General features: G+C 73.1%; 16 protein-coding genes. 9 read left to right on the top strand and 7 right to left on the bottom strand.

Features of this window, described 5'->3' with window-relative positions; genetic code table 11:
* The first annotated feature begins 199 nt into the window (after positions 1–199).
* Entirely contained in the window at positions 200–1,636 is a 1,437-nt protein-coding gene (locus FZ103_RS02935) for a short-chain fatty acid transporter (RefSeq protein WP_155998709.1), read from the top strand.
* A 63-nt stretch (positions 1,637–1,699) separates the two neighbouring features.
* On the opposite strand, the gene FZ103_RS25270 is transcribed toward FZ103_RS02935, so the two are convergent.
* On the bottom strand, positions 1,700–2,080 hold the full coding sequence (locus FZ103_RS25270; RefSeq protein ID WP_186355733.1) for a phage holin family protein: 381 nt from the start codon (positions 2,078–2,080) through the stop codon (positions 1,700–1,702).
* Positions 2,081–2,300: 220 nt separating this feature from the next.
* Between FZ103_RS25270 and FZ103_RS02925 the strand changes: the two genes are divergently transcribed.
* The 3 genes from FZ103_RS02925 (at position 2,301) to FZ103_RS02915 (ending at position 4,920) form a co-directional block, all read left to right on the top strand.
* Entirely contained in the window at positions 2,301–2,843 is a 543-nt protein-coding gene (locus tag FZ103_RS02925) for a GNAT family N-acetyltransferase (RefSeq protein ID WP_186355732.1), read from the top strand.
* Positions 2,844–2,948: 105 nt separating this feature from the next.
* Positions 2,949–3,830: a 1,4-dihydroxy-2-naphthoate polyprenyltransferase gene (locus FZ103_RS02920; RefSeq protein WP_186355763.1), complete on the top strand. Its 882-nt coding sequence runs from the start codon at positions 2,949–2,951 to the stop codon at positions 3,828–3,830.
* A 337-nt stretch (positions 3,831–4,167) separates the two neighbouring features.
* Positions 4,168–4,920 (top strand): MIP/aquaporin family protein, encoded by a 753-nt coding sequence (locus FZ103_RS02915; RefSeq protein ID WP_155998706.1) that lies wholly within the window; start codon positions 4,168–4,170, stop codon positions 4,918–4,920.
* Positions 4,921–4,939: 19 nt separating this feature from the next.
* Here the strand turns inward: FZ103_RS02915 and dapB are convergent, their stop codons facing one another.
* The 5 genes from dapB to egtA all read right to left on the bottom strand — a co-directional run bounded on the left by dapB (position 4,940) and on the right by egtA (position 10,296).
* Entirely contained in the window at positions 4,940–5,689 is a 750-nt protein-coding gene (gene dapB, locus FZ103_RS02910) for a 4-hydroxy-tetrahydrodipicolinate reductase (RefSeq protein ID WP_155998705.1), read from the bottom strand.
* Positions 5,690–5,822: 133 nt separating this feature from the next.
* Positions 5,823–6,785, bottom strand: coding sequence for an L-histidine N(alpha)-methyltransferase (gene egtD / locus FZ103_RS02905; RefSeq protein WP_155998704.1), 963 nt, complete (start codon positions 6,783–6,785; stop codon positions 5,823–5,825).
* A 12-nt stretch (positions 6,786–6,797) separates the two neighbouring features.
* The gene (gene egtC, locus FZ103_RS02900; protein WP_155998703.1) at positions 6,798–7,541 is read right to left on the bottom strand and encodes an ergothioneine biosynthesis protein EgtC; all 744 of its coding nucleotides are present in this window, start codon (positions 7,539–7,541) and stop codon (positions 6,798–6,800) included.
* A gap of 43 nt (positions 7,542–7,584) precedes the next feature.
* On the bottom strand, positions 7,585–8,931 hold the full coding sequence (egtB, locus tag FZ103_RS02895; protein WP_155998702.1) for an ergothioneine biosynthesis protein EgtB: 1,347 nt from the start codon (positions 8,929–8,931) through the stop codon (positions 7,585–7,587).
* Positions 8,932–9,090: 159 nt separating this feature from the next.
* Entirely contained in the window at positions 9,091–10,296 is a 1,206-nt protein-coding gene (gene egtA, locus FZ103_RS02890) for an ergothioneine biosynthesis glutamate--cysteine ligase EgtA (protein WP_186355731.1), read from the bottom strand.
* Positions 10,297–10,601: 305 nt separating this feature from the next.
* Between egtA and FZ103_RS02885 the strand changes: the two genes are divergently transcribed.
* From FZ103_RS02885 to FZ103_RS02875, 3 genes are all read left to right on the top strand, one after another.
* Positions 10,602–10,901: a type II toxin-antitoxin system RelE/ParE family toxin gene (locus FZ103_RS02885; protein WP_343233347.1), complete on the top strand. Its 300-nt coding sequence runs from the start codon at positions 10,602–10,604 to the stop codon at positions 10,899–10,901.
* On the top strand, positions 10,901–11,209 hold the full coding sequence (locus tag FZ103_RS02880; RefSeq protein WP_155998700.1) for a helix-turn-helix domain-containing protein: 309 nt from the start codon (positions 10,901–10,903) through the stop codon (positions 11,207–11,209). Before FZ103_RS02885 ends, FZ103_RS02880 begins: the two co-directional genes overlap by 1 nt.
* Positions 11,210–11,428: 219 nt before the next feature.
* Complete coding sequence (locus FZ103_RS02875) at positions 11,429–13,402, top strand: acyl-CoA dehydrogenase (protein WP_155998699.1); 1,974 nt, start codon at positions 11,429–11,431, stop codon at positions 13,400–13,402.
* Between the two features lie 32 nt (positions 13,403–13,434).
* Here the strand turns inward: FZ103_RS02875 and FZ103_RS02870 are convergent, their stop codons facing one another.
* Positions 13,435–15,819 carry a phosphoketolase gene (locus tag FZ103_RS02870; RefSeq protein ID WP_155998698.1) on the bottom strand — a complete coding sequence of 795 codons (2,385 nt, stop codon included), beginning with the start codon at positions 15,817–15,819 and terminating at the stop codon, positions 13,435–13,437.
* 212 nt (positions 15,820–16,031) lie between these two features.
* On the opposite strand from FZ103_RS02870, the gene FZ103_RS02865 reads away from it, so the two are divergent.
* The gene (locus FZ103_RS02865) at positions 16,032–16,646 is read left to right on the top strand and encodes a hypothetical protein (RefSeq protein ID WP_155998697.1); all 615 of its coding nucleotides are present in this window, start codon (positions 16,032–16,034) and stop codon (positions 16,644–16,646) included.
* Between the two features lie 341 nt (positions 16,647–16,987).
* Positions 16,988–17,894, top strand: a 907-nt coding sequence (locus tag FZ103_RS02860; protein ID WP_155998696.1) for a polysaccharide lyase family 1 protein, incomplete at its 3' end; no start/stop codon positions are given.

Below are 17,894 nucleotides of genomic sequence, written 5' to 3'. Positions count from 1 at the left end.
CGCGCCTCTCCGCGACCGCCGCGTGCGCCGATGCGCGCCGATGATCTTGACGCCGCAGTGACCCGCGTTACACACTTCGACCGCACATCGGCGGCGCCCCCGGTCCCGGCGGCGCCTGCTCCCCGCCCCCCGCGGCGGCCGCGGCGACGACCTCGCCCGCCCCCGCTCCCCCACTCACCCGCTCCCGCTGGAGGGTCCCTTGCGCCGGATCGGCAACGCCCTCGCCGCGTTCAGCACGCGGTGGATCCCCGACGCGTTCGTCTTCGCGATCGCGCTGACGGTACTCGTCTACCTGCTGGCCCTCGGGTTGACCGACCACGGGCCGCTCACCCTCGTCGACGACTGGTACGCCGGCTTCTGGGGTCTGCTGGAGTTCGCCATGCAGATGTCGCTGGTGCTGGTGACCGGCTATGCGCTGGCCTCGTCCCCGCCCGCCAAACGCGGCATCGCGGCGCTGGCCCGGCTGCCCCGCGGCCCCCGCTCGGCCTACGTGCTCACCGCGGCGGGCGCCGCGGTCCTGGGGATGATCCACTGGGGCCTGGGGCTGATCGCCGGTGCGCTGCTGGCGGTGGAGGTGGCGCGCTCCTGCAGGGCGCGCGGCATCAAGGTCCACTTCCCGCTGCTGGCGGCGGGCGGATACGTCGGCCTGATGGTCTGGCACAGCGGCCTGTCGGGCTCGGCGCCGCTGCTGGTCAACACCGAGGGCCACTTCCTGGAGGGCGAGATCGGCGTGCTGCCGCTGAGCGAGACGCTCCTGCAGCCGTTCAACCTCGTCTTCCTCGCGGCGATGCTCATCGGGGCCCCGCTGCTGATCATGAGCATGCACCCGCGCGCCGAGGACGCCGAGGAGATCGCCGAGGAGCGCGAGACCGCCGCCGCGGCCCACAGCGGCAACGGGAACGGTGCGGGCGCCGGGCCGCTGACCGGGGCCCAGCGGCGCCGCGAGCGCAAGAAGCAGCTGGGCCGCAAGAACGGCTCCGGCGGCTCCTCGGCCGGCGCCCGGTCCCTCGCCCCGGCCGAGCGGCTGATGCACAGCCGGATCCCGGTGCTGATCGTGGTGGCCGCGGGCGCGGTCTACCTGGTTCCCGAGCTGGTGCGCAGCGGGATCGTGGGCATGGACCTCAACCTGCTCAACTTCACGTTCCTGATGCTGGGCCTGGCACTGCACGGCACTCTGGCGAGCTACTCCGCTGCCGCGGCCGAGGGTGCCCGCAACGCCTCCTCGGTCATCGTGCAGTTCCCGTTCTACGCCGGGATCATGGGCATCATGGAGCACTCGGGCCTGCTGGCGACCATCGCCGAGTGGTTCGTGTCCTTCTCGACGCCGCTGACCTACCCGTTCTGGGCGATGATCAGCGCCTGCCTGGTGAACCTGGCGGTGCCCTCCGGCGGCGGCCAGTGGGCGGTGCAGGGCCCGATCGTCACCCAGGCCGCGTCCTCGCTCGGCCTGGAACCGGGCGTGGGCGTGATGGCGGTGGCGATGGGCGACCAGCTGACCAACGGCATCCAGCCGTTCTGGGCCCTGCCGCTGCTGGCGCTGACCCGGTTGCGGGCGGGCAGGGTGCTGGGCTACAGCGCCGCGGTGATGCTCTTCGGCATCGTCGCCGCGTCGCTGTGCATCACCTTCCTGCGCTGAGGCGCCCGCCGAGCGCGCGAAGCGGCGGCCCGGCCACTCCCCGGGCCGCCGCCTGGGTCGTGCTCAGTCGTCGTCGCGACCGGGCAGCAGCAGGCTCAGCAGCCAGCTGACGACCGCGACGACGATCGCGCCCAGCAGGGCGGGCCAGAAGCCGTCGATGGTGAAGGGCAGGCCGAGGACCCCGGCGATCCATGCGGTCAGCAGGAGCAGCAGGGCGTTGACGACCAGCGAGATCAGGCCGAGGGTGAGCACGTAGAAGGCGCACCCGACCGTCTTGACGATCGGCTTGATCACCGCGTTGACCACGCCGAAGATGGCGCCGAGGGCGAGGTAGACGACGATCGTCTCGCCCGTCGACGCGGAGTCGACGTTGAGCCCGTCGATCAGGAAGACCGCCGCGGCGAGGGCGACGGCGTTGACGAGGATTCTGATGATGATGCTCACCTGCACGATGCTGCCATGCCCGCGGCGCCGGGTGAACGCGGAAGCGGGGTATTGCGGGTCGGGGCAGGGTTCTCCCCGAGCCGGGGCCAGGGTGCGCACCGGGCGCGCCGCGCCTGTTTTGCCGGAGGCGGCGGCCTGCTGAAACCATGCCCGGCAGGAGGTCGGACCGCGCAGGCGCGCGCCGGCCGGTGGAGTCGAGGACGGGATCGGGGTCGCAGCGGTGTCGACAGAGCGCTTTGTCAGGTCCGCCCGGGCGGCGGACATCGACGCCGTCGTGGACGTGCAGGTCGCCGCCTGGCGGTCGATGTACGGTCCGGTGCTGCCCGAGCCGGTGCTGGCCGAGATCGGCAGCGGCGAGGCCGCCGACCGCTTCCGGGAGCAGTGGCACGACGCGCTGGCCAACCCGCCGACCTCCCGGCACCGGCTGCTGGTGGCCACCGACCGGCGCGCGGTGGTGGGCTTCGCCGCGCTGGGTCCGGCCGGGGATCCCGACCTCTGGCCGGCCACCGACGCCGAGGTCTACGCCCTGCACGTGCACCCCGATCACCTGCGCAGCGGGCACGGCAGCCGGCTGCTCAACGCGGCGGTGGACCACCTGGTCGACGACGGTTTCCGCACCGCGGTGCTGTGGGTGCTGGAGGCCGGAAATCCGCTGCGGTCCTTCGCCGAGGCGGCCGGGTGGCGCCCCGACGGCGCGACGCGGGAGCTGGACGTGGGGGCGCCCCTGCCCATGGTCCGGATGCACGCCGCGATCGGCGAGTGAGCCCGCCGGGCCCCGGGCGGGCGCGGTACCGGACGGCGCTAACGTGGATTCCCGGCCTTGAGCGCACCGCTTGAGGCGGTCGGCACGAGCAGGAGGGGCCGAGGGGTGGCCACGGTCAGCGAGTGGGTGGCGGGGGCGCGTCCCCGCACGTTGCCGAATTCGATCGTCCCGGTCGCGGTGGGCACGGGGGTGGCGGTGGGCGCCGGGGCCGCCGTGTGGTGGAAGGCGCTGCTGGCGGTCGGGGTGGCGCTCGCGCTGCAGGTGGGCGTGAACTACGCCAACGACTACAGCGACGGAATCCGCGGCACCGACACCGAGCAGCGGGTGGGCCCCACCCGGCTGACCGCCGCCCGGCTGGCGGTGCCCAAGCGGGTGCTCTCGGCCGCCTGGGTGTGCTTCGCGGTGGCGGCGGTGCTGGGATTGGTGCTGGCGGCGACGACCGCGTGGTGGCTGGTGCTGGTGGGCGCGGTGTCCATCGTCGCGGCGTGGTTCTACACCGGCGGGCGGCGGCCCTACGGCTACCGGGCGCTGGGCGAGCTGTCGGTGTTCGTGTTCTTCGGGCTGGTGGCCGTGGTCGGCACGGTGTTCGTGCAGATGGAGGCGGTCCCCTGGCAGGGGTGGGTGGCGGCGGTCCCTGTTGGGCTGCTCTCCTGCTCGGTGCTGGTGATCAACAACCTGCGCGACATCGGCACCGACGCCCAGACCGGGAAGAACACGCTGGCGGTGCGGCTGGGCGATGCGGGCACGCGGCGGCTGTACGCGGGGTGTGTGGCCGGGGCGTTCGTGTGCGCGCTGGCGACCGCGGCCGCGAGCTGGTGGGCGGCGCTGGTGCTGCTGGCGGTGCCGGCCGCGGTGCCGCCGCTGCGGCGGGTGCTGGGCGGCCAGGTGGGCCGCGACCTGGTGGCGGGACTGGGCGAGACCGGCCGGCTGCAGCTGCTGTTCGGTGCGCTGTTCACGGCGGGCCTGGGCCTGGGCGCGGTGGGGTGAGCGCGGGCCCGCCCGGCCGGGGCGGGTCGTGCCCGAGCGCCGGACAGCGGCCGGATCGCGGCCGGCCCGCGCGGCGGTCGCGGCCGCCGACCGCCCCAGAGGGCCGTTTGACACACGGCGCATCCGGAAATGCCTATTGCGCCGGACTTCCGCGCGATGTCCGCTGGACACGGAACGATCGTTGACATTCAGTGTGACCTGAATCACACTCTTTCCAGCGTTCCGCACCGGCCCACCGCGTGCGGGTCCGCTGCGGCCGCGGGGCCGGCCACCATGCCGCCCTCGCTGCCGGTTCCGCGTCCCACCCGGCCGCGGCGGCGTCACGGCGGAGGTCCTCATGATTTATCTGGCCGAGTTCGTCGGAACGGCGATCCTGACGCTGCTGGGCTGCGGCGTCGTCGCCGGAGTCACCCTCGCTCATTCCAAGGCCGCCGGCGGCGGCTGGATCGTCATCACCTTCGGCTGGGGCCTGGCCGTGGCCATGGCCGTCTACACCGTGGGGCAGTACAGCGGCGCCCACATCAACCCGGCCGTCACCCTGGCCATGGCGTCCATCGGCGAACTGCCCTGGACGCAGGTGCCGGGCTACATCGTCGCGCAGATCGCCGGCGGCCTGTTCGGCTCCGTGATCGTGTTCCTCGCCTACTACCCCCACTGGCGCGACACCCCCGACGCCGCGACCAAGCTCGGGGTCTTCAGCACCATTCCCGCTGTGCGCAGCATCCCGGCCAACTTCCTCACCGAGGTCGTCGGCACCTTCATGCTGATCTTCGGGATCCTGGGCATCAACGCCAACATGAACCCGCTGACCGAGGTCGGCAACGGCACCCTGGCCGACCTGTTCGCCACCGGCTTCGCGCCGCTGCTGGTCGGGTTCCTGGTGCTGTCCATCGGGCTGTCGCTGGGCGGACCCACCGGCTACGCCATCAACCCGGCGCGCGACCTGGGGCCCCGCATCGCCCACGCGCTGCTGCCCATCCCCGGCAAGGGCGGCTCGGACTGGTCCTATGCCTGGGTGCCCGTCGTCGCCCCGATCATCGGCGGAGTGCTGGCCGCCCAGACGTTCGTGCTGCTGGGCTTCACCGTGTAGGGCCGCCCGCGCGTGCGCTTCAGTCCAGGCCCAGCAGCGGTTCCAGCCCCAGGGTCACCCGCTCGGGCAGCTCCGCCACGCGGCGCACGCCCAGCAGGACGCCCGGCATGAACGACTCGCGGTTCATGGAGTCGTGGCGGATCCGCAGCGTCTCGCCGTGGGTTCCGAAGACGACCTCCTGGTGGGCGATCATGCCGGTCATGCGCAGCGCGTGCACCCGCACCCCCTCGACGTCGGCGCCGCGGGCGCCGGGAACCTCGGAGGTGGTGGCGTCGGGCATCGGCTCGGCGCCGGCCCGCGCACGCGCGTCGGCCACCAGCTCGGCCGTGCGGTAGGCGGTGCCGCTGGGCGCGTCGGCCTTGTTGGGGTGGTGCAGCTCGATGATCTCGGTGGACTCGAAGTAGGGCGCGGCCTTGGCGGCGAAGTTCATCATCAGCACGGCCGCGATGCCGAAGTTCGGGGCGATCAGCACGTTGGGGCCGGGGTTGGCGGCCAGGATCTCGCGCACCTCGGCGACGCGGGCGTCGTCGAAGCCGCTGGTGCCCACCACGGCGTGGATGCCGTTCTCCGCGAGCCAGCGGAGGTTGCCCATCACCTCGTCGGGGTGGGTGAAATCGACGACGACGTCGGCCCCGCGCACCCGGTCGTGCTCGGCCGCGTCGTCGACCGCGGCGACCAGTTCGGTGTCGTCGGCCGCCTCGACCGCCTTGACGACTTCGGACCCCATGCGCCCTCGGGCGCCGAACACTCCTACCTTGATCACGGCCATACCGTACCGGAGCCCGCGGCGGTGCGACTCCGAACGGGGCCGGGCGCCGGGAAACGCCGGCGCCCGGCCCCGCCGAGCCTGCGGGGCGGCGGACGCCCCGAGCGGTTCGCAGGCGGGTGCCTTCCCCGCGGCCTCAGGGCCGCGCCAGCAGCACCGCGAAGTCGCCGGCGGAATCGGTCCACCAGGTCTCCAGGGTGAACCCGGCGGCGCGCAGCTCGGCCTCGATCCGCTCGCGGCGGAACTTGGCGGAGATCTCGGTGCGCATCTCCTCGCCCTCGGCGAACTCGACGTCGATGTCGAGGGCAGCGAGCCGCACCCGCTGACGCGCCTGCGAGCGCAGCCGCATCTCCACCCACTCGGCCCGGGCGTTCCACACCGCCGCGTGGTCGAAGGCGGCCGGGTCGAAGTCCGCGCCGAGCTCGCGGTTGAGCACGTGCAGCACGTTGCGGTTGAACTCGGCGGTGACCCCGCGCGCGTCGTCGTAGGCGGCGACCAGGCGCCCGGTGTCCTTGACCAGGTCGACGCCCAGCAGCAGCGTGTCCCGCTCGGTGCACCCGCTGTGCAGGTCGCCGAGGAAGGACACCCGTTCGGCGGGCGGCTGGTTGCCCAGCGTCGAGCCGAGCACCGCGACCAGCCGCCTCCCTCCCGCGGGCAGCAGGTGCAGGTGCCGCTCGAAGTCGGCGACGACCGCGTGCACCTCCAGACCGGGGTAGGCGGCGCCGATGCCGGCGGCGGCCTCGCTGAGGAAGTCGCCGCTGACGTCGACGGGCACGAACCGGCGCAGGGTGCCCGCTGCGCCGAGGGCGTCCAGCAGCAGCCGGGTCTTCTCCCCCGAGCCAGACCCCAGTTCGACGAGCGTGTCGGCGCCGGTGGCGGCGGCGATCTCGCCGGCGCGATCGCCCAGGATCTCCCGCTCGGCGCGCGTGGGGTAGTACTCCTCCAGTCGGGTGATCTCCTCGAACAGCTCGCTTCCCCGCTCGTCGTAGAACCACTTCGGCGGCAGCGACTTGGGGTGTGCGGTCAGCCCCTCCACGGCGTCGCGTCGCAGCGCCTTGGAGAGGTCGTCGGCGGTCAGGTGGTGGTCGATGCGCAGCATGGACGCTCCGTCCTAGTGGGCCGCGGTGATCGGGCTGATGTGCAGGCCGCCCCGGTCGGCGGTGACCAGGGAGCCGTCGGGCACGGGCTGCCAGTCGGGGTCGTCGTCCAGCGGTTCGGAGGCCAGCCACACGCCGCCGCGCCCCTGGCGGGCGTAGAGGGTGTCGCCGTCGGCGGTGGCGGCCAGGCGGTGGCCGTCACCGGCCAGCAGGTTGTAGCGGCCGGGCGAGCAGGCGCGGGCGTCGGTGACCACCCGGGCCAGGGCCTCGCCCAGGCCGGCGCCCGAGCGCCAGTGCCGCAGCGCGGCGGCGAACAGCGGGGCGGAGTCCACGGGCGTGCGGGCGTCCAGCGCACCGTGGGGCGCGGGCGCGCCCAGGTGCGCGGCGAGCGCCTCGTCGTCCTTGGCGGCGCCGTTGTGCGAGAACAGCCAGGTGTCGGCGCGGAAGGGCTGGGCGCAGGACTCGTCGGTGCCGAAGCCGGGCGTGGCGTCGCGCACCGCGGCGACCACGCAGGTGGCGGTGACGGCGCGGGCGGCGTCGGCGAAGGAGGAGTCGGCCCAGATGGGCATCGCCCGGCGGTAGCGCAGCGGCTCGCTCCGGCCGCTGTCGTACCACCCCGCCCCGAATCCGTCGGCGTTGACGGTGCCGTGGCGCTGCTCGCGGGGTGCGTAGGACTGGGTGTGCAGCGAGTACGGGTCGGCGTAGAGCAGGTCGTAGAGGGTGCGCGGGGCGCCCAGGTAGGCCAGGTGGCGGCACATCAGCGCACCCCCTCCCGGTCCGCGCCCGTTGCGGCCGCCCGGCTCACCGCCGGCTCCCCTCGGCGTCGCGTGCGCAGCGGAACCCGCTGAAGATCTGCCTGCGGACGGGGTGGTCCCAGTTGCGGAAGGTGGTGCGCACGGCGGTGGGGTGGGTGGCCCAGGAGCCGCCGCGCAGCACCTTGTAGTCGCCGCCGAAGAACACCTCGGAGTACTCCCGGTAAGGGAAGGCTGTGAAGCCCGGGTAGCCGGTGAAGTCGGAGGAGGTCCACTCCCACACGTCGCCGAGCATCTGCAGCGCGCCGCAGGGCGCGGCACCCGCCGGGTAGCACCCGGCCGGTGCGGGGCGCAGGAGGCGCTGGCCGAGGTTGGCGTGGTCGGGGCCGGGCTCCTCGGCTCCCCACGGGAAGCGGTGGCAGCGGCCGGTGGCGGGGTCGAGGCGGGCGGCCTTCTCCCATTCGGCCTCCGTGGGCAGCCGCTTGCCGGCCCAGCGGGCGTAGGCCTCGGCCTCGTGGAAGCACACGTGCTGCACCGGCTCGTCGGGCGGCAGCGGCTCCACCCGGCCCAGGCGGCGCCGCAGCCACTGCCCGCCGTCGCGGATCCAGAAGGCGGGTGCGCGCTTGCCCGAGCGGGTGCGCCAGTCCCAGCCGCGCTCGCTCCACCAGCGGGGGTCGTCGTAGCCGCCGTCGGCGACGAAGTGCTGGTAGCGGGCGTTGGTGACCGCCCGGGTGTCGATCCAGAAGGCGGGCAGGTCGACGGTGTGGGCGGGGCGCTCGTTGTCGTAGGCCCACGGGTCGGCGGAGGTGCCCATGGTGAACGGCCCGGCGTCCACCAGGACCTCCTCGGGGCCGGTGAAGGGGGGCGCCGCCGGCGGCGCGGCCGCCTCGGCCAGCACCGGGTCTCCGCGGCGCAGCTGGTGGGTGGCCAGCATGGTCTCGTCGTGCTGGTGCTCGTGCTGGATGACCATGTGGTAGACGAACCCGTCGCCGAGGAGCGGATCGGGGCCGTCGAACGCGGCCCGATCCAGGGAGTCCAGCACGCGGGCGCGGACCCGGGCGTTGTAGTCCTGGGCCTCGGCGGGCGAGAGCAGCGGCAGGCTGATGCGATCGGCCCGCGGGTTCTCGAACGCGTCGTAGAGGGTGTCGATGTCGGGGCGCAGCGCGTCCTGGCCGGCCGCCGTGCGCACCAGCCACTGCTCCTCGTAGTTGCCGACGTGGGCCAGGTCCCACACCAGCGGGGACATCAGGGGCGAGTGCTGGGCGACGAGCTCGGCCTCGTCGAGGGCCTCCAGGGTGAGGCCGACGCTGCGCTCCCGGCCGCTGTCGAGTTCGGCGGCGATGCGTTCGCGCAGCCGCTCGGCCGCGGCGCGGTCGCCGGTGGTGTGCTCGGTCATGGGTGGTCTCCCCTCGTGCCCGGCGCCGCCCGCAGCGGGGTGCTGCGCGCGGCGCGCCGCGCTCGCCGCCTGTGGTGGCGTTCGCGGGAGGCGCTGCGCGCCGCGTGCCTGCTGCCCGGGGTCTGCGGGCGGGCGCGGTCGCTTCCGAATGGGGCGGCTCTAGGCCGCGATCTCCAGGTGCTGCAGGTCGGCGGGGCAGCGCCCGCGCTCGACGAAGTGCTCGCGGTAGTCGTCGACGACGCCGGCCAGTTCGGCGGCGTCCATGCGGCCCAGCCCTTCGGCGGCCGCGGTGAAGCAGGTGCGCGCGCAGGCCGCCAGGTCCGAATCGGCCAGCGCTGCGCGGGCGGCGCGCTCCCAGAGCCCGCGGTCGGGCTCGGCGCCCCCGGCGAGGCGGTCGAGGGCCTCCTCGGCCGCTGCGGATGCCGCCGGATCGTCCAGCAGGGCGGCCGCCACGGCGATGGGCACCGGCCACCACCGCGCGGGCAGCGCGTCGATCATCCGGAACTCCAGCCATCCCCGCGGCCGCACCGGCGGGAACAGGGTGCTCAGGTGGTAGGCGAGGTCCTCGCGGGTGGGCCGGCGCGGCCCGCCCCGGGCGATCCACTCGCCGAACGCCATACCGGGGTCGATGACCCAGGGGCGGGTGTCGTCGCGGATGGTCATCAGCCGCGCGCCGAGCGCGTATCCGGTCCAGGCCGCGACGGGGTCGCCGCAGGCGGCGGGGCGGGTTCGGGTCGGGTCGATGGCGTCCCAGATGGCCCAGCGGGTGGAGCGCCAGCCGGTGGTGCGGCCCCGGTGGATGGGCGAGTTGGCGAATGCGGCGACGAACAGCGGTCCGAGCCGGTTGGCCAGCCGCCAGCGGCGTGCGGCGTCGTCGGCGTCGGCGCCGATGTCCAGGCACACCTGCAGCGACGCGGTGCTGCACATCATCAGCGGGCCGGTGTCGCATCCGGCGGAGTGGAAGTAGCTCTCCATCGCGGCGTAGCGCGGGAGCGAGAGCTGGCGGACGGGTGGCCGACGCGGGTCCAGGCCGTTGCCGTCCAGGAGAAGTCCGGCGGTGCGCAGCCGGGTGCGGATCAGGGCGATGTCGGCGGCCAGGGCGGCGTGTGCGGCCGCCGGGCCGGGGAGGGGCGGCGAGCTGAGCTCAAGCTGCCCTCCGGGTTCGTAGGTGACGGCGCTGTTTCCGGGAAGCGGGCCGATCTGTTCGATCAACGCCGAGAGGCGGGCCAGTGGGACGGGTTCGCGGGGGCGCAGCGGGTCGCGGACGAGCCACTCGGTCTCGGCGCCCACCCGTCCGGGCGGGCCGGTCTTGAAGCAGATGCCGTTGATGTAGTCCTGCACGTCGTTCTCGGTGAGGTAGGCCAACGCTGACTCCTCGGCTCGCGGACGTAGCACTATCTCTGCCCCGGCCGGACCGCTTTGCAACATCGGTGGTGCGGCGGGCGGCGGAAAACGACGGCGAACTTTGGAAGACATGGCTCCGAACGCGCCGCGCCGCCCCGCGCAAGCGCCCTTTCCTCGGTCGGGGATCGGGCGAAAAGCTCATCACCGCGGGTGGTCGGACGGTAACTTTGGGCGCAGTTCCGACATGGTGGGAGCCCGAGTGCGTGAACTGCACGAGTTCGAGATCGAGCCAGAGGTGCGTGACTGGCTTGACAGTCTGAGCGACAGTGACTTCAAGCGTGTGGACGAGGTGGCCGGGATGCTGGCCGAGCGAGGCACCGGGCTTGGGCGGCCCTTGGTCAGACCACCTGCAGGGCCCGGTTTGGGAGTTGCGCCTTCGGTTGCGCGGCGTGGCCGCGCGTGTAACGTACTGGTGTAAGCCGGATGGCAGGATCGTGCTGCTCACAGTCTTCCGCAAGACGAAGCAGCATGATCAACGGCAAATCGACAGAGCGGTCCGGGCGCAGAAGCTCTGCGCCGGCGAGCACGATGGGCCGGTCGTCGAGCGCTATGAGAGGCGGGTGTGATGTCCGGATACCACACGCGTTGGGTGCGTCCGGCTCCTCAGCCTGAAGATCCCGAGCGGGTCGCGATCCGGGAGAGCCTGGCGTTCGGCAAGGCACTGCACGATCGGCGGACGGCTCTGGAGATGTCCGTTGAAGACCTGGCCGAGCGGGCAGGCATGACGACCGATGACATCGAGTGCATCGAGGAGGGCGGCACCCCTCCGACGGTTGCTCTGCTGCGCCGGCTGGCGGACGCCCTCAACGCTGATGTTCGGTTGACGGCCGGGCACGACCTCGACTCCGTCTGGTTCGAGCCGCATGCAGCCTGATCGGTAGTCGAGGAAGGACCCCGGGACGGCATCTGGGTGGCCTCCCTCTCTGCTGCCGGCCGAACGGACTGCGACCGTGGGTGGAACGGTGAGCAGCATCGTGCAGGCGGCGACCACCGACGCGCGTACCCCGGACCGAGGTTCCCGCAGCTCGGTGATACGACGGTGGAAGGATCCGATCAGGTTCGCCAAGGCCCCGGCCCGACAAGGGGGACCCGCATGACCGACGCCGACGAGCGCACCGGCTACCCGCCCGAACTGCGCACCCTGCTGGACGGCCGGTGGCGCGACATCCGCGAGCTCGCGCGCGAGAAGTTGCGCGGCGAGCTGTTCCGGCCGGTGGCGGGTCTGGGCATGGAGGAGCACCGCGAGCGCGTGCTGGAGCAGCTGCGGACGATCGCGGCCACCGAGATGGCCGGCCACGGCTTCTCCGCCGACTACGGCGGCAAGGACGACGTGGGCGGATCGGTGGTCGCCTTCGAGATGCTGGTGTGCGACCTGTCGCTGATGGTGAAGGTCGGCGTGCAGTGGGGGCTGTTCGGCGGGGCGATCCAGGCGCTGGGCACCGAGCGCCACCACGCCGCCTACCTGCCGCGGGTCATGTCGATGGAGCTGCCGGGCTGCTTCGCGATGACCGAGACCGGCCACGGCTCCGACGTGCAGGGGCTGCGCACCACGGCCGAGTACGACCCGGCCACCGAGGAGTTCGTCGTCACCACGCCCGACGACGCGGCCCGCAAGGACTACATCGGCAACGCCGCCCGCGACGGGCGCATGGCCGTCGTCTTCGCCCAGCTGATCACACAGGGAACCGGTCACGGCGTGCACGCGCTGCTGGTGCCGATCCGCGACGCGGACGGCAGCCCGATGCCCGGGGTGCGCATAGCCGACTGCGGGCCCAAGGCCGGGCTGAACGGCGTGGACAACGGCCGCATCTGGTTCGACTCGGTGCGCGTGCCCCGCGAGGCCCTGCTCAACCGCTACGCCGACGTCGCCCCCGACGGCACCTACTCCAGCCCCATCGACAGCGACAACCGGCGCTTCTTCACCATGCTGGGCACGCTCGTGCGCGGGCGCATCAGCGTCGCCGGCGGCGCCGGCAGCGCCACCAAGGCGGCTTTGGCGATCGCCGTCAAGTACGCCGCGGTCCGCCGCCAGTTCGACCGGCCCGACACCGGCGAGGAGGTCGCGCTGCTGGACTACCGGGCCCACCAGCGGCGGCTGCTGCCTGCGCTGGCGCGCACCTACGCTCTGCACTTCGCGCAGGAGGAGCTCGTCTCGACGCTGCACGAGCGCCACAGCGGCGAGGGCACCGGGGGCAGCGACGAGCGCGGCCAGCGCGAGCTGGAGGCGCGCGCCGCCGGGATCAAGGCGCTGTCCACCTGGCACGCCACCCGCACCATCCAGACCTGCAGGGAGGCCTGCGGCGGCGCGGGCTACCTGGAGGAGAACCGGCTGCCGCAGCTCAAGGCCGACACCGACGTCTTCACCACGTTCGAGGGCGACAACACGGTACTGCTGCAGCTGGTGGCCAAGGGCCTGCTGACCGATTACCGCCAGGAGTTCGGCGATCTGGACCCGCTGGGGATGGCGCGCTTCGCCGCCGGGCAGTTCCTGGGCGCGGTGATCGAGCGGACGGCCGCGCGCTCGCTGATCGAGCGGTTGGTCAGCGCCGCGCCGGGCCGCGGCGACGAGTCCGACCTCTACGACCGCGGGTGGCAGCTGCGGCTGCTGGAGGACCGGGAGAAGCACGTCCTCGACGGGCTCGCGCGGCGGCTGCGCCGGGCCGGCTCCTCGGGTTCCGACGCCTTCGAGGTGTTCAACGCGGCCCAGCCCCACGTGCTGTCGGCCGCGCGTGCGCACATGGAGCGGGTGGTGCTGGAGGCCTTCGTCGCCGCGATCGACCGCTGCTCCGACAAGGAGACCAGGGACCTGCTCGACCGGGTGTGCGACCTGTTCGTGCTTTCGGCCGTGGAGGAGGACCGGGCCTGGTTCCTGGAGCACGAGCGGCTGACCGCCACCCGCGCCAAGACGGTGACCCAGCAGGTCGACCGGCTGTGCGCGCAGCTGAGCCCGCGCGCCGAGGCGCTGGTGGACGCCTTCGGCCTGCCCGACGAGTGGCTGGCGGCGCCCATCGCGCTGGGCGAGGAGGAGCGGCGCCGGAGCGGGCAGCGCGCAGCCGCCCGGCGGTGAGGCCCGCCGGGCGCGCGCCGCCCGGCCCGGCCTCAGGGCTGCCAGGTCCAGTCCCGGATGTCGGGCGCGTCCTCGCCGTACCGGCGGGTGTGGGCGCGGCAGCGCAGCCGTTCGTTCTCCATCCGCTGGCGCAGGTGCGCGGCGCTGACGCCCAGGCCCGGCATGCGGTCGATGACGTCCATGACCAGGTGGAAGCGGTCCAGGTCGTTGAGCATGACCATGTCGAAGGGCGTGGTGGTGGTGCCCTCCTCCTTGTAGCCGCGCACGTGCAGGTTGAGGTGGCCGTTGCGGCGGTAGGTCAGCCGGTGGATGAGCCACGGGTAGCCGTGGAAGGCGAAGATCACCGGTTTGTCGGTGGTGAAGATCGCGTCGTAGGCGCTCTCCGGCAGCCCGTGCGGGTGCTCCTCGGCGGGCTGGAGCCGCATCAGGTCCACCACGTTGACCACGCGCACCCGCAGCTCGGGCAGGTGCTCGCGCAGCAGTTTCGCGGCCGCAAGCGTCTCGACCGCCGGAATGTCGCCGGCGCAGGCCAGCACCACGTCGGGTTCGACGCCGGCGTCGGTGCTGGCCCACTCCCAGATGCCCAGGCCGCGGGTGCAGTGGGCGACGGCGTCGTCCATGGGCATGTAGGTCAGCGCCGGCTGCTTGCCCGCGATGATGACGTTGACGTAGTCGCGCGAGCGCAGGCAGTGGTCGGCGGTCGACAGCAGGGTGTTGGCGTCCGGGGGCAGGTAGACCCGGATCAGTTCCGGCTTCTTGTTGACCACGTGGTCGATGAAGCCGGGGTCCTGGTGGCTGAAGCCGTTGTGGTCCTGGCGCCACACGTGCGAGCTGAGCAGGTAGTTCAGGGACGCGATGGGGCGGCGCCAGGGCAGTTGGCGGGTGACCTTGAGCCACTTGGCGTGCTGGTTGAACATCGAGTCGACGATGTGGATGAACGCCTCGTAGCTGTTGAACAGGCCGTGCCGGCCGGTGAGGAGGTAGCCCTCCAACCAGCCCTGGCACAGATGCTCGCTGAGCGCCTCCATCACGCGGCCGTCGGGCGCCAGGCCGCGGTCGGTGGGCAGGGTGGCCATGTTCCAGGCGCGGCCGGTCTCCTCGAACACGGCGCCCAGCCGGTTGGAGGCGGTCTCGTCGGGGCCCACGATGCGGAAGGTGCGCGGGTTGGCCCGCATGACGTCGCGCAGGTAGCCGCCCAGCACGCGGGTGGCCTCGGCGTAGGCCGCTCCCGGCGCCGGCACCTCGACCGCGTAGTCGTGGAAGTCGGGCAGGACCAGGTCCTTGAGCAGCAGCCCGCCGTTGGCGTGCGGACTGGCGCTGATGCGCGCTTCGCCCTCGGGCACCACCTGCACCGCCTCGGAAACGGGAGCGCCCGCGTCGTCGAAGAGCTCCTCGGGCCGGTAGGAGCGCAGCCACTCCTCCAGCCGGCGCAGGTGGTCGGGGTCGGAGCGCACGGCCGCCAGCGGGACCTGGTGGGCGCGCCAGGTGCCGGCCACCGGTTCGCCGTCGACCTCATCGGGGCCGGTCCAGCCTTTGGGGCTGCGCAGCACGATCATCGGCCAGCGCGCCGCGGTGCGCGCGCCGCGGCGGGCGGCGGCCTTGATCCCGGCAATCTCGTCGAGGACCTCGTCGAGGGCTGCCGCCATCGCGTGGTGCATGGCCGCCACGTCGTCGCCGGCGACGATGCGGGGGCGATAGCCGAACCCTTCGAGCATGGAGACCAGATCGCTCTCGGGGATGCGGGCCAGCACGGTGGGGCCGGCGATCTTGTAGCCGTTGAGGTGGAGGATGGGCAGCACGGTGCCGTCGCGGCGCGGGTCGGTGAAGTGGTGGGCTGTCCAGCTGCCGGCCAGGGGGCCGGTTTCGGCCTCGCCGTCGCCCACGACCGCCGCCACCACCAGGTCGGGGTTGTCGAAGGCGGCGCCGTAGGCGTGGGAGAGGGCGTAGCCCAGTTCGCCGCCCTCGTGGATGGATCCGGGCGTCTCAGGCGCGACGTGGCTGGGTACGCCGCCGGGGAACGAGAACTGCCGGAACAGCTTGCGCATGCCGGAGGCGTCGCGGGCGACCTCCGGGTAGGTCTCGGTGTAGGTGCCGTCGAGCCAGGCCGTGGCCACCGCCGCCGGACCGCCGTGGCCCGGTCCCACGATCCACATCATCTCGGTGCCGCGCCGCTTCACCTGGCGCGAGAGGTGGGTGTAGAGGAAGTTCAGGCCGGGCGTGGTGCCCCAGTGGCCCAGGAGGCGCGGTTTGACGTGCTCGGCTTGCAGGGGTTCGCGCAGCAGCGGGTTGTCGAGCAGGTAGATCTGGCCGACCGAAAGGTAGTTGGCCGCCCGGAAGTACAGGTCGGCCTGGCGCAGTTCCGTGTCGCCGAGCACCCGCGCGGCGGCGTCCCCGGCTCGTGGCGTGGTGTCCGTCATTGGTGATCCCCCTGGCGATGCGGATGTCGCGAAGACGTCGTCGCGGCGTTCGCCCTGCCCCCGGCCGCGATCGCGCCGCCCTTCACCTACCCCCGGCGCGCGGCCCTTAAGAGGCGGGCGCGGTCTTCCTTCCTGGTCACGCAGCAGACCGACCGCGGGCGCCTCGGCGCGCCGCACGGGGAGCGGGCGGGCCGCGGCGTAGGTTGGCGGCCATGGAGACGCCGTCTAGCAGGGACGACCGGTCGGAGGAGCCCGAGGACCGCGGCCAGGGCCCCGAGCCCGACCGGTCCCGCGGCGACGCGCCGCAGGAGGAGGAGGCGGGTACGGCTCCCCGTTCGGCCGAGGACACCGATCGCGACCCGTTCGCGCCCCTCATCGCCGAGGAGGACGAGGACGAGGACCCGCTCGACGCCGAGGAGGCCGCCGAGGTCGAGGAGGGCGAGGAGTCCCGGGAGCGCCGCGGCGCCGGTGCGGCGGGCGGCTCGGCCCACTGGGCCGGGCTGCTGTCCACCGAGACCTTCGCCGCCGCCTCCGTGCTGGCGGTGGCGGCGGCCCTGGTGGGCCCCCGCCTGGTGCAGATGTTCGCCACCGTGACCGCGCCGAACCAGGTCGCGGTCGCCACGGGCACGATCGTCGGCGACACCGTGACGGCCCTGTTCGGGGTGGTGCTGGGCCTGGTCGCCCTGGGGCTGGCGGAGGAGGACACCCGCCCCTGGGCGCGCTGGTGGGCCGGCGCGGCCGTGCTCATCGGGCTGCTGTTCACGGTGCTCTCGCTGATCGCCTTCACGCTGGTTCCGCCGCCGGCTCCGGCGGGACCACCCATGTAGGGCGGCCCGGGCCGGGGCACCGAACGGCGGGGGCACCTCGGGCCGTCGGGCCGGAAGGGGTTTCGCGCCGTCCGATACCCCGTACGCACGGCGAACGAGATCGCAGCGTGATCGACCGGCGACATGGCGTTGACACCGCAGTGGCGCTCCCGTACGTTACCGAGCATTGGAAAGCGCTTCCCAGCCTCCGTGACGGAGGATCGCCGGCCGTACACGGCGCCCGGCGGCCCCCTGGGACACCGTGCCCGGGGTCACCTGAAGGACGGTTCCACACCAACCGGGAACCGTCAGGCCGGCCCGGACGACCGGGCCCAATCCCTCCCCGCTAGGAGACCCGAAGCATGCACAGCACGAGCAAGCACCGCCGCCCCTCCCGCACCCGGGTGTTCGCCTGCGCCGGCGCGTTCGCCGCTCTGGGCGCCGGAGCCGCACTGATCGCCGCCGCCCTTCCCTCCTCGGCCGCACCCGGCGCCGAGGCCGCCGCCGTCTCCGCCGCCGCGCAGGCGGCCGATTCGCCGATGGGGTGGGCGAGCCAAAACGGTGGTACGACCGGTGGGGCCGGCGGTGCGACCGTGAGCGTGGACACCGCCGCCGAACTCACCCGCGCCGCGGCCGCCGAGGGCGCGGCCGTCATCGAGGTCCACGGCAGCATCGAACTGTCCGGCATGAACGACGTGACCTCGGACAAGACCATCATCGGCGCCGGCTCCGGCGCCACCGTCACCGGCGGGGGCCTCGACGTCGACGAGGCCCACAACGTCGTCATCCGCAACCTGGCCTTCGCGAACTGGGACGACGACGCCATCAACGTCCAGGACGGCTCCACCAACGTCTGGATCGACCACAACAGCTTCACCAACGGCTCCGACGGCGCGGTGGACATCAAGCGCGAGTCCGACTTCGTCACCGTCTCCTGGAACCACGTCTTCGACCACGGCAAGTCGATGCTGCTGGGCCACTCCGACGGCCACACCGCCGATGACGGCCACCTGCGGGTGACCTACCACCACAACTACTTCGACGGCTCCCAGAGCCGGCATCCGCGGGTGCGCTTCGGCGAGACCGTCCACGTCTACAACAACTACTACCGCGGCAACAGCGGCTACGGGGTGGCCTCGACCATGGACGCCGGGGTGCTGGTGGAGGACAACTACTTCGAGAACGTCGAGAACCCCACCCACGTGGGCTACGCCGACTCCGATCCGGGCCGGCTGGTGGCCCGCGGCAACGTCTTCGACGACTCCGGGC

The organism is Streptomonospora sp. PA3 (assembly GCF_009728995.1).
In the GTDB taxonomy this organism is placed as follows: Bacteria; Actinomycetota; Actinomycetes; order Streptosporangiales; family Streptosporangiaceae; genus Streptomonospora.
This window is presented reverse-complemented; position numbering and strand designations above follow the sequence as displayed.

Excerpts from the sequence above, each read along its gene's own strand:
- FZ103_RS02865 (WP_155998697.1), top strand. The coding sequence starts at position 16,032 with ATGGAGACGCCGTCTAGCAGGGACGACCGGTCGGAGGAGCCCGAGGAC.
- FZ103_RS02870 (WP_155998698.1), bottom strand. The coding sequence starts at position 15,819 with ATGACGGACACCACGCCACGAGCCGGGGACGCCGCCGCGCGGGTGCTC.
- egtB (WP_155998702.1), bottom strand. The coding sequence starts at position 8,931 with ATGACCGAGCACACCACCGGCGACCGCGCCGCGGCCGAGCGGCTGCGC.
- dapB (WP_155998705.1), bottom strand. The coding sequence starts at position 5,689 with ATGGCCGTGATCAAGGTAGGAGTGTTCGGCGCCCGAGGGCGCATGGGG.
- egtD (WP_155998704.1), bottom strand. The coding sequence starts at position 6,785 with ATGCTGCGCATCGACCACCACCTGACCGCCGACGACCTCTCCAAGGCG.
- FZ103_RS02875 (WP_155998699.1), top strand. The coding sequence starts at position 11,429 with ATGACCGACGCCGACGAGCGCACCGGCTACCCGCCCGAACTGCGCACC.
- FZ103_RS02880 (WP_155998700.1), top strand. The coding sequence starts at position 10,901 with ATGTCCGGATACCACACGCGTTGGGTGCGTCCGGCTCCTCAGCCTGAA.
- FZ103_RS02915 (WP_155998706.1), top strand. The coding sequence starts at position 4,168 with ATGATTTATCTGGCCGAGTTCGTCGGAACGGCGATCCTGACGCTGCTG.
- egtC (WP_155998703.1), bottom strand. The coding sequence starts at position 7,541 with ATGTGCCGCCACCTGGCCTACCTGGGCGCCCCGCGCACCCTCTACGAC.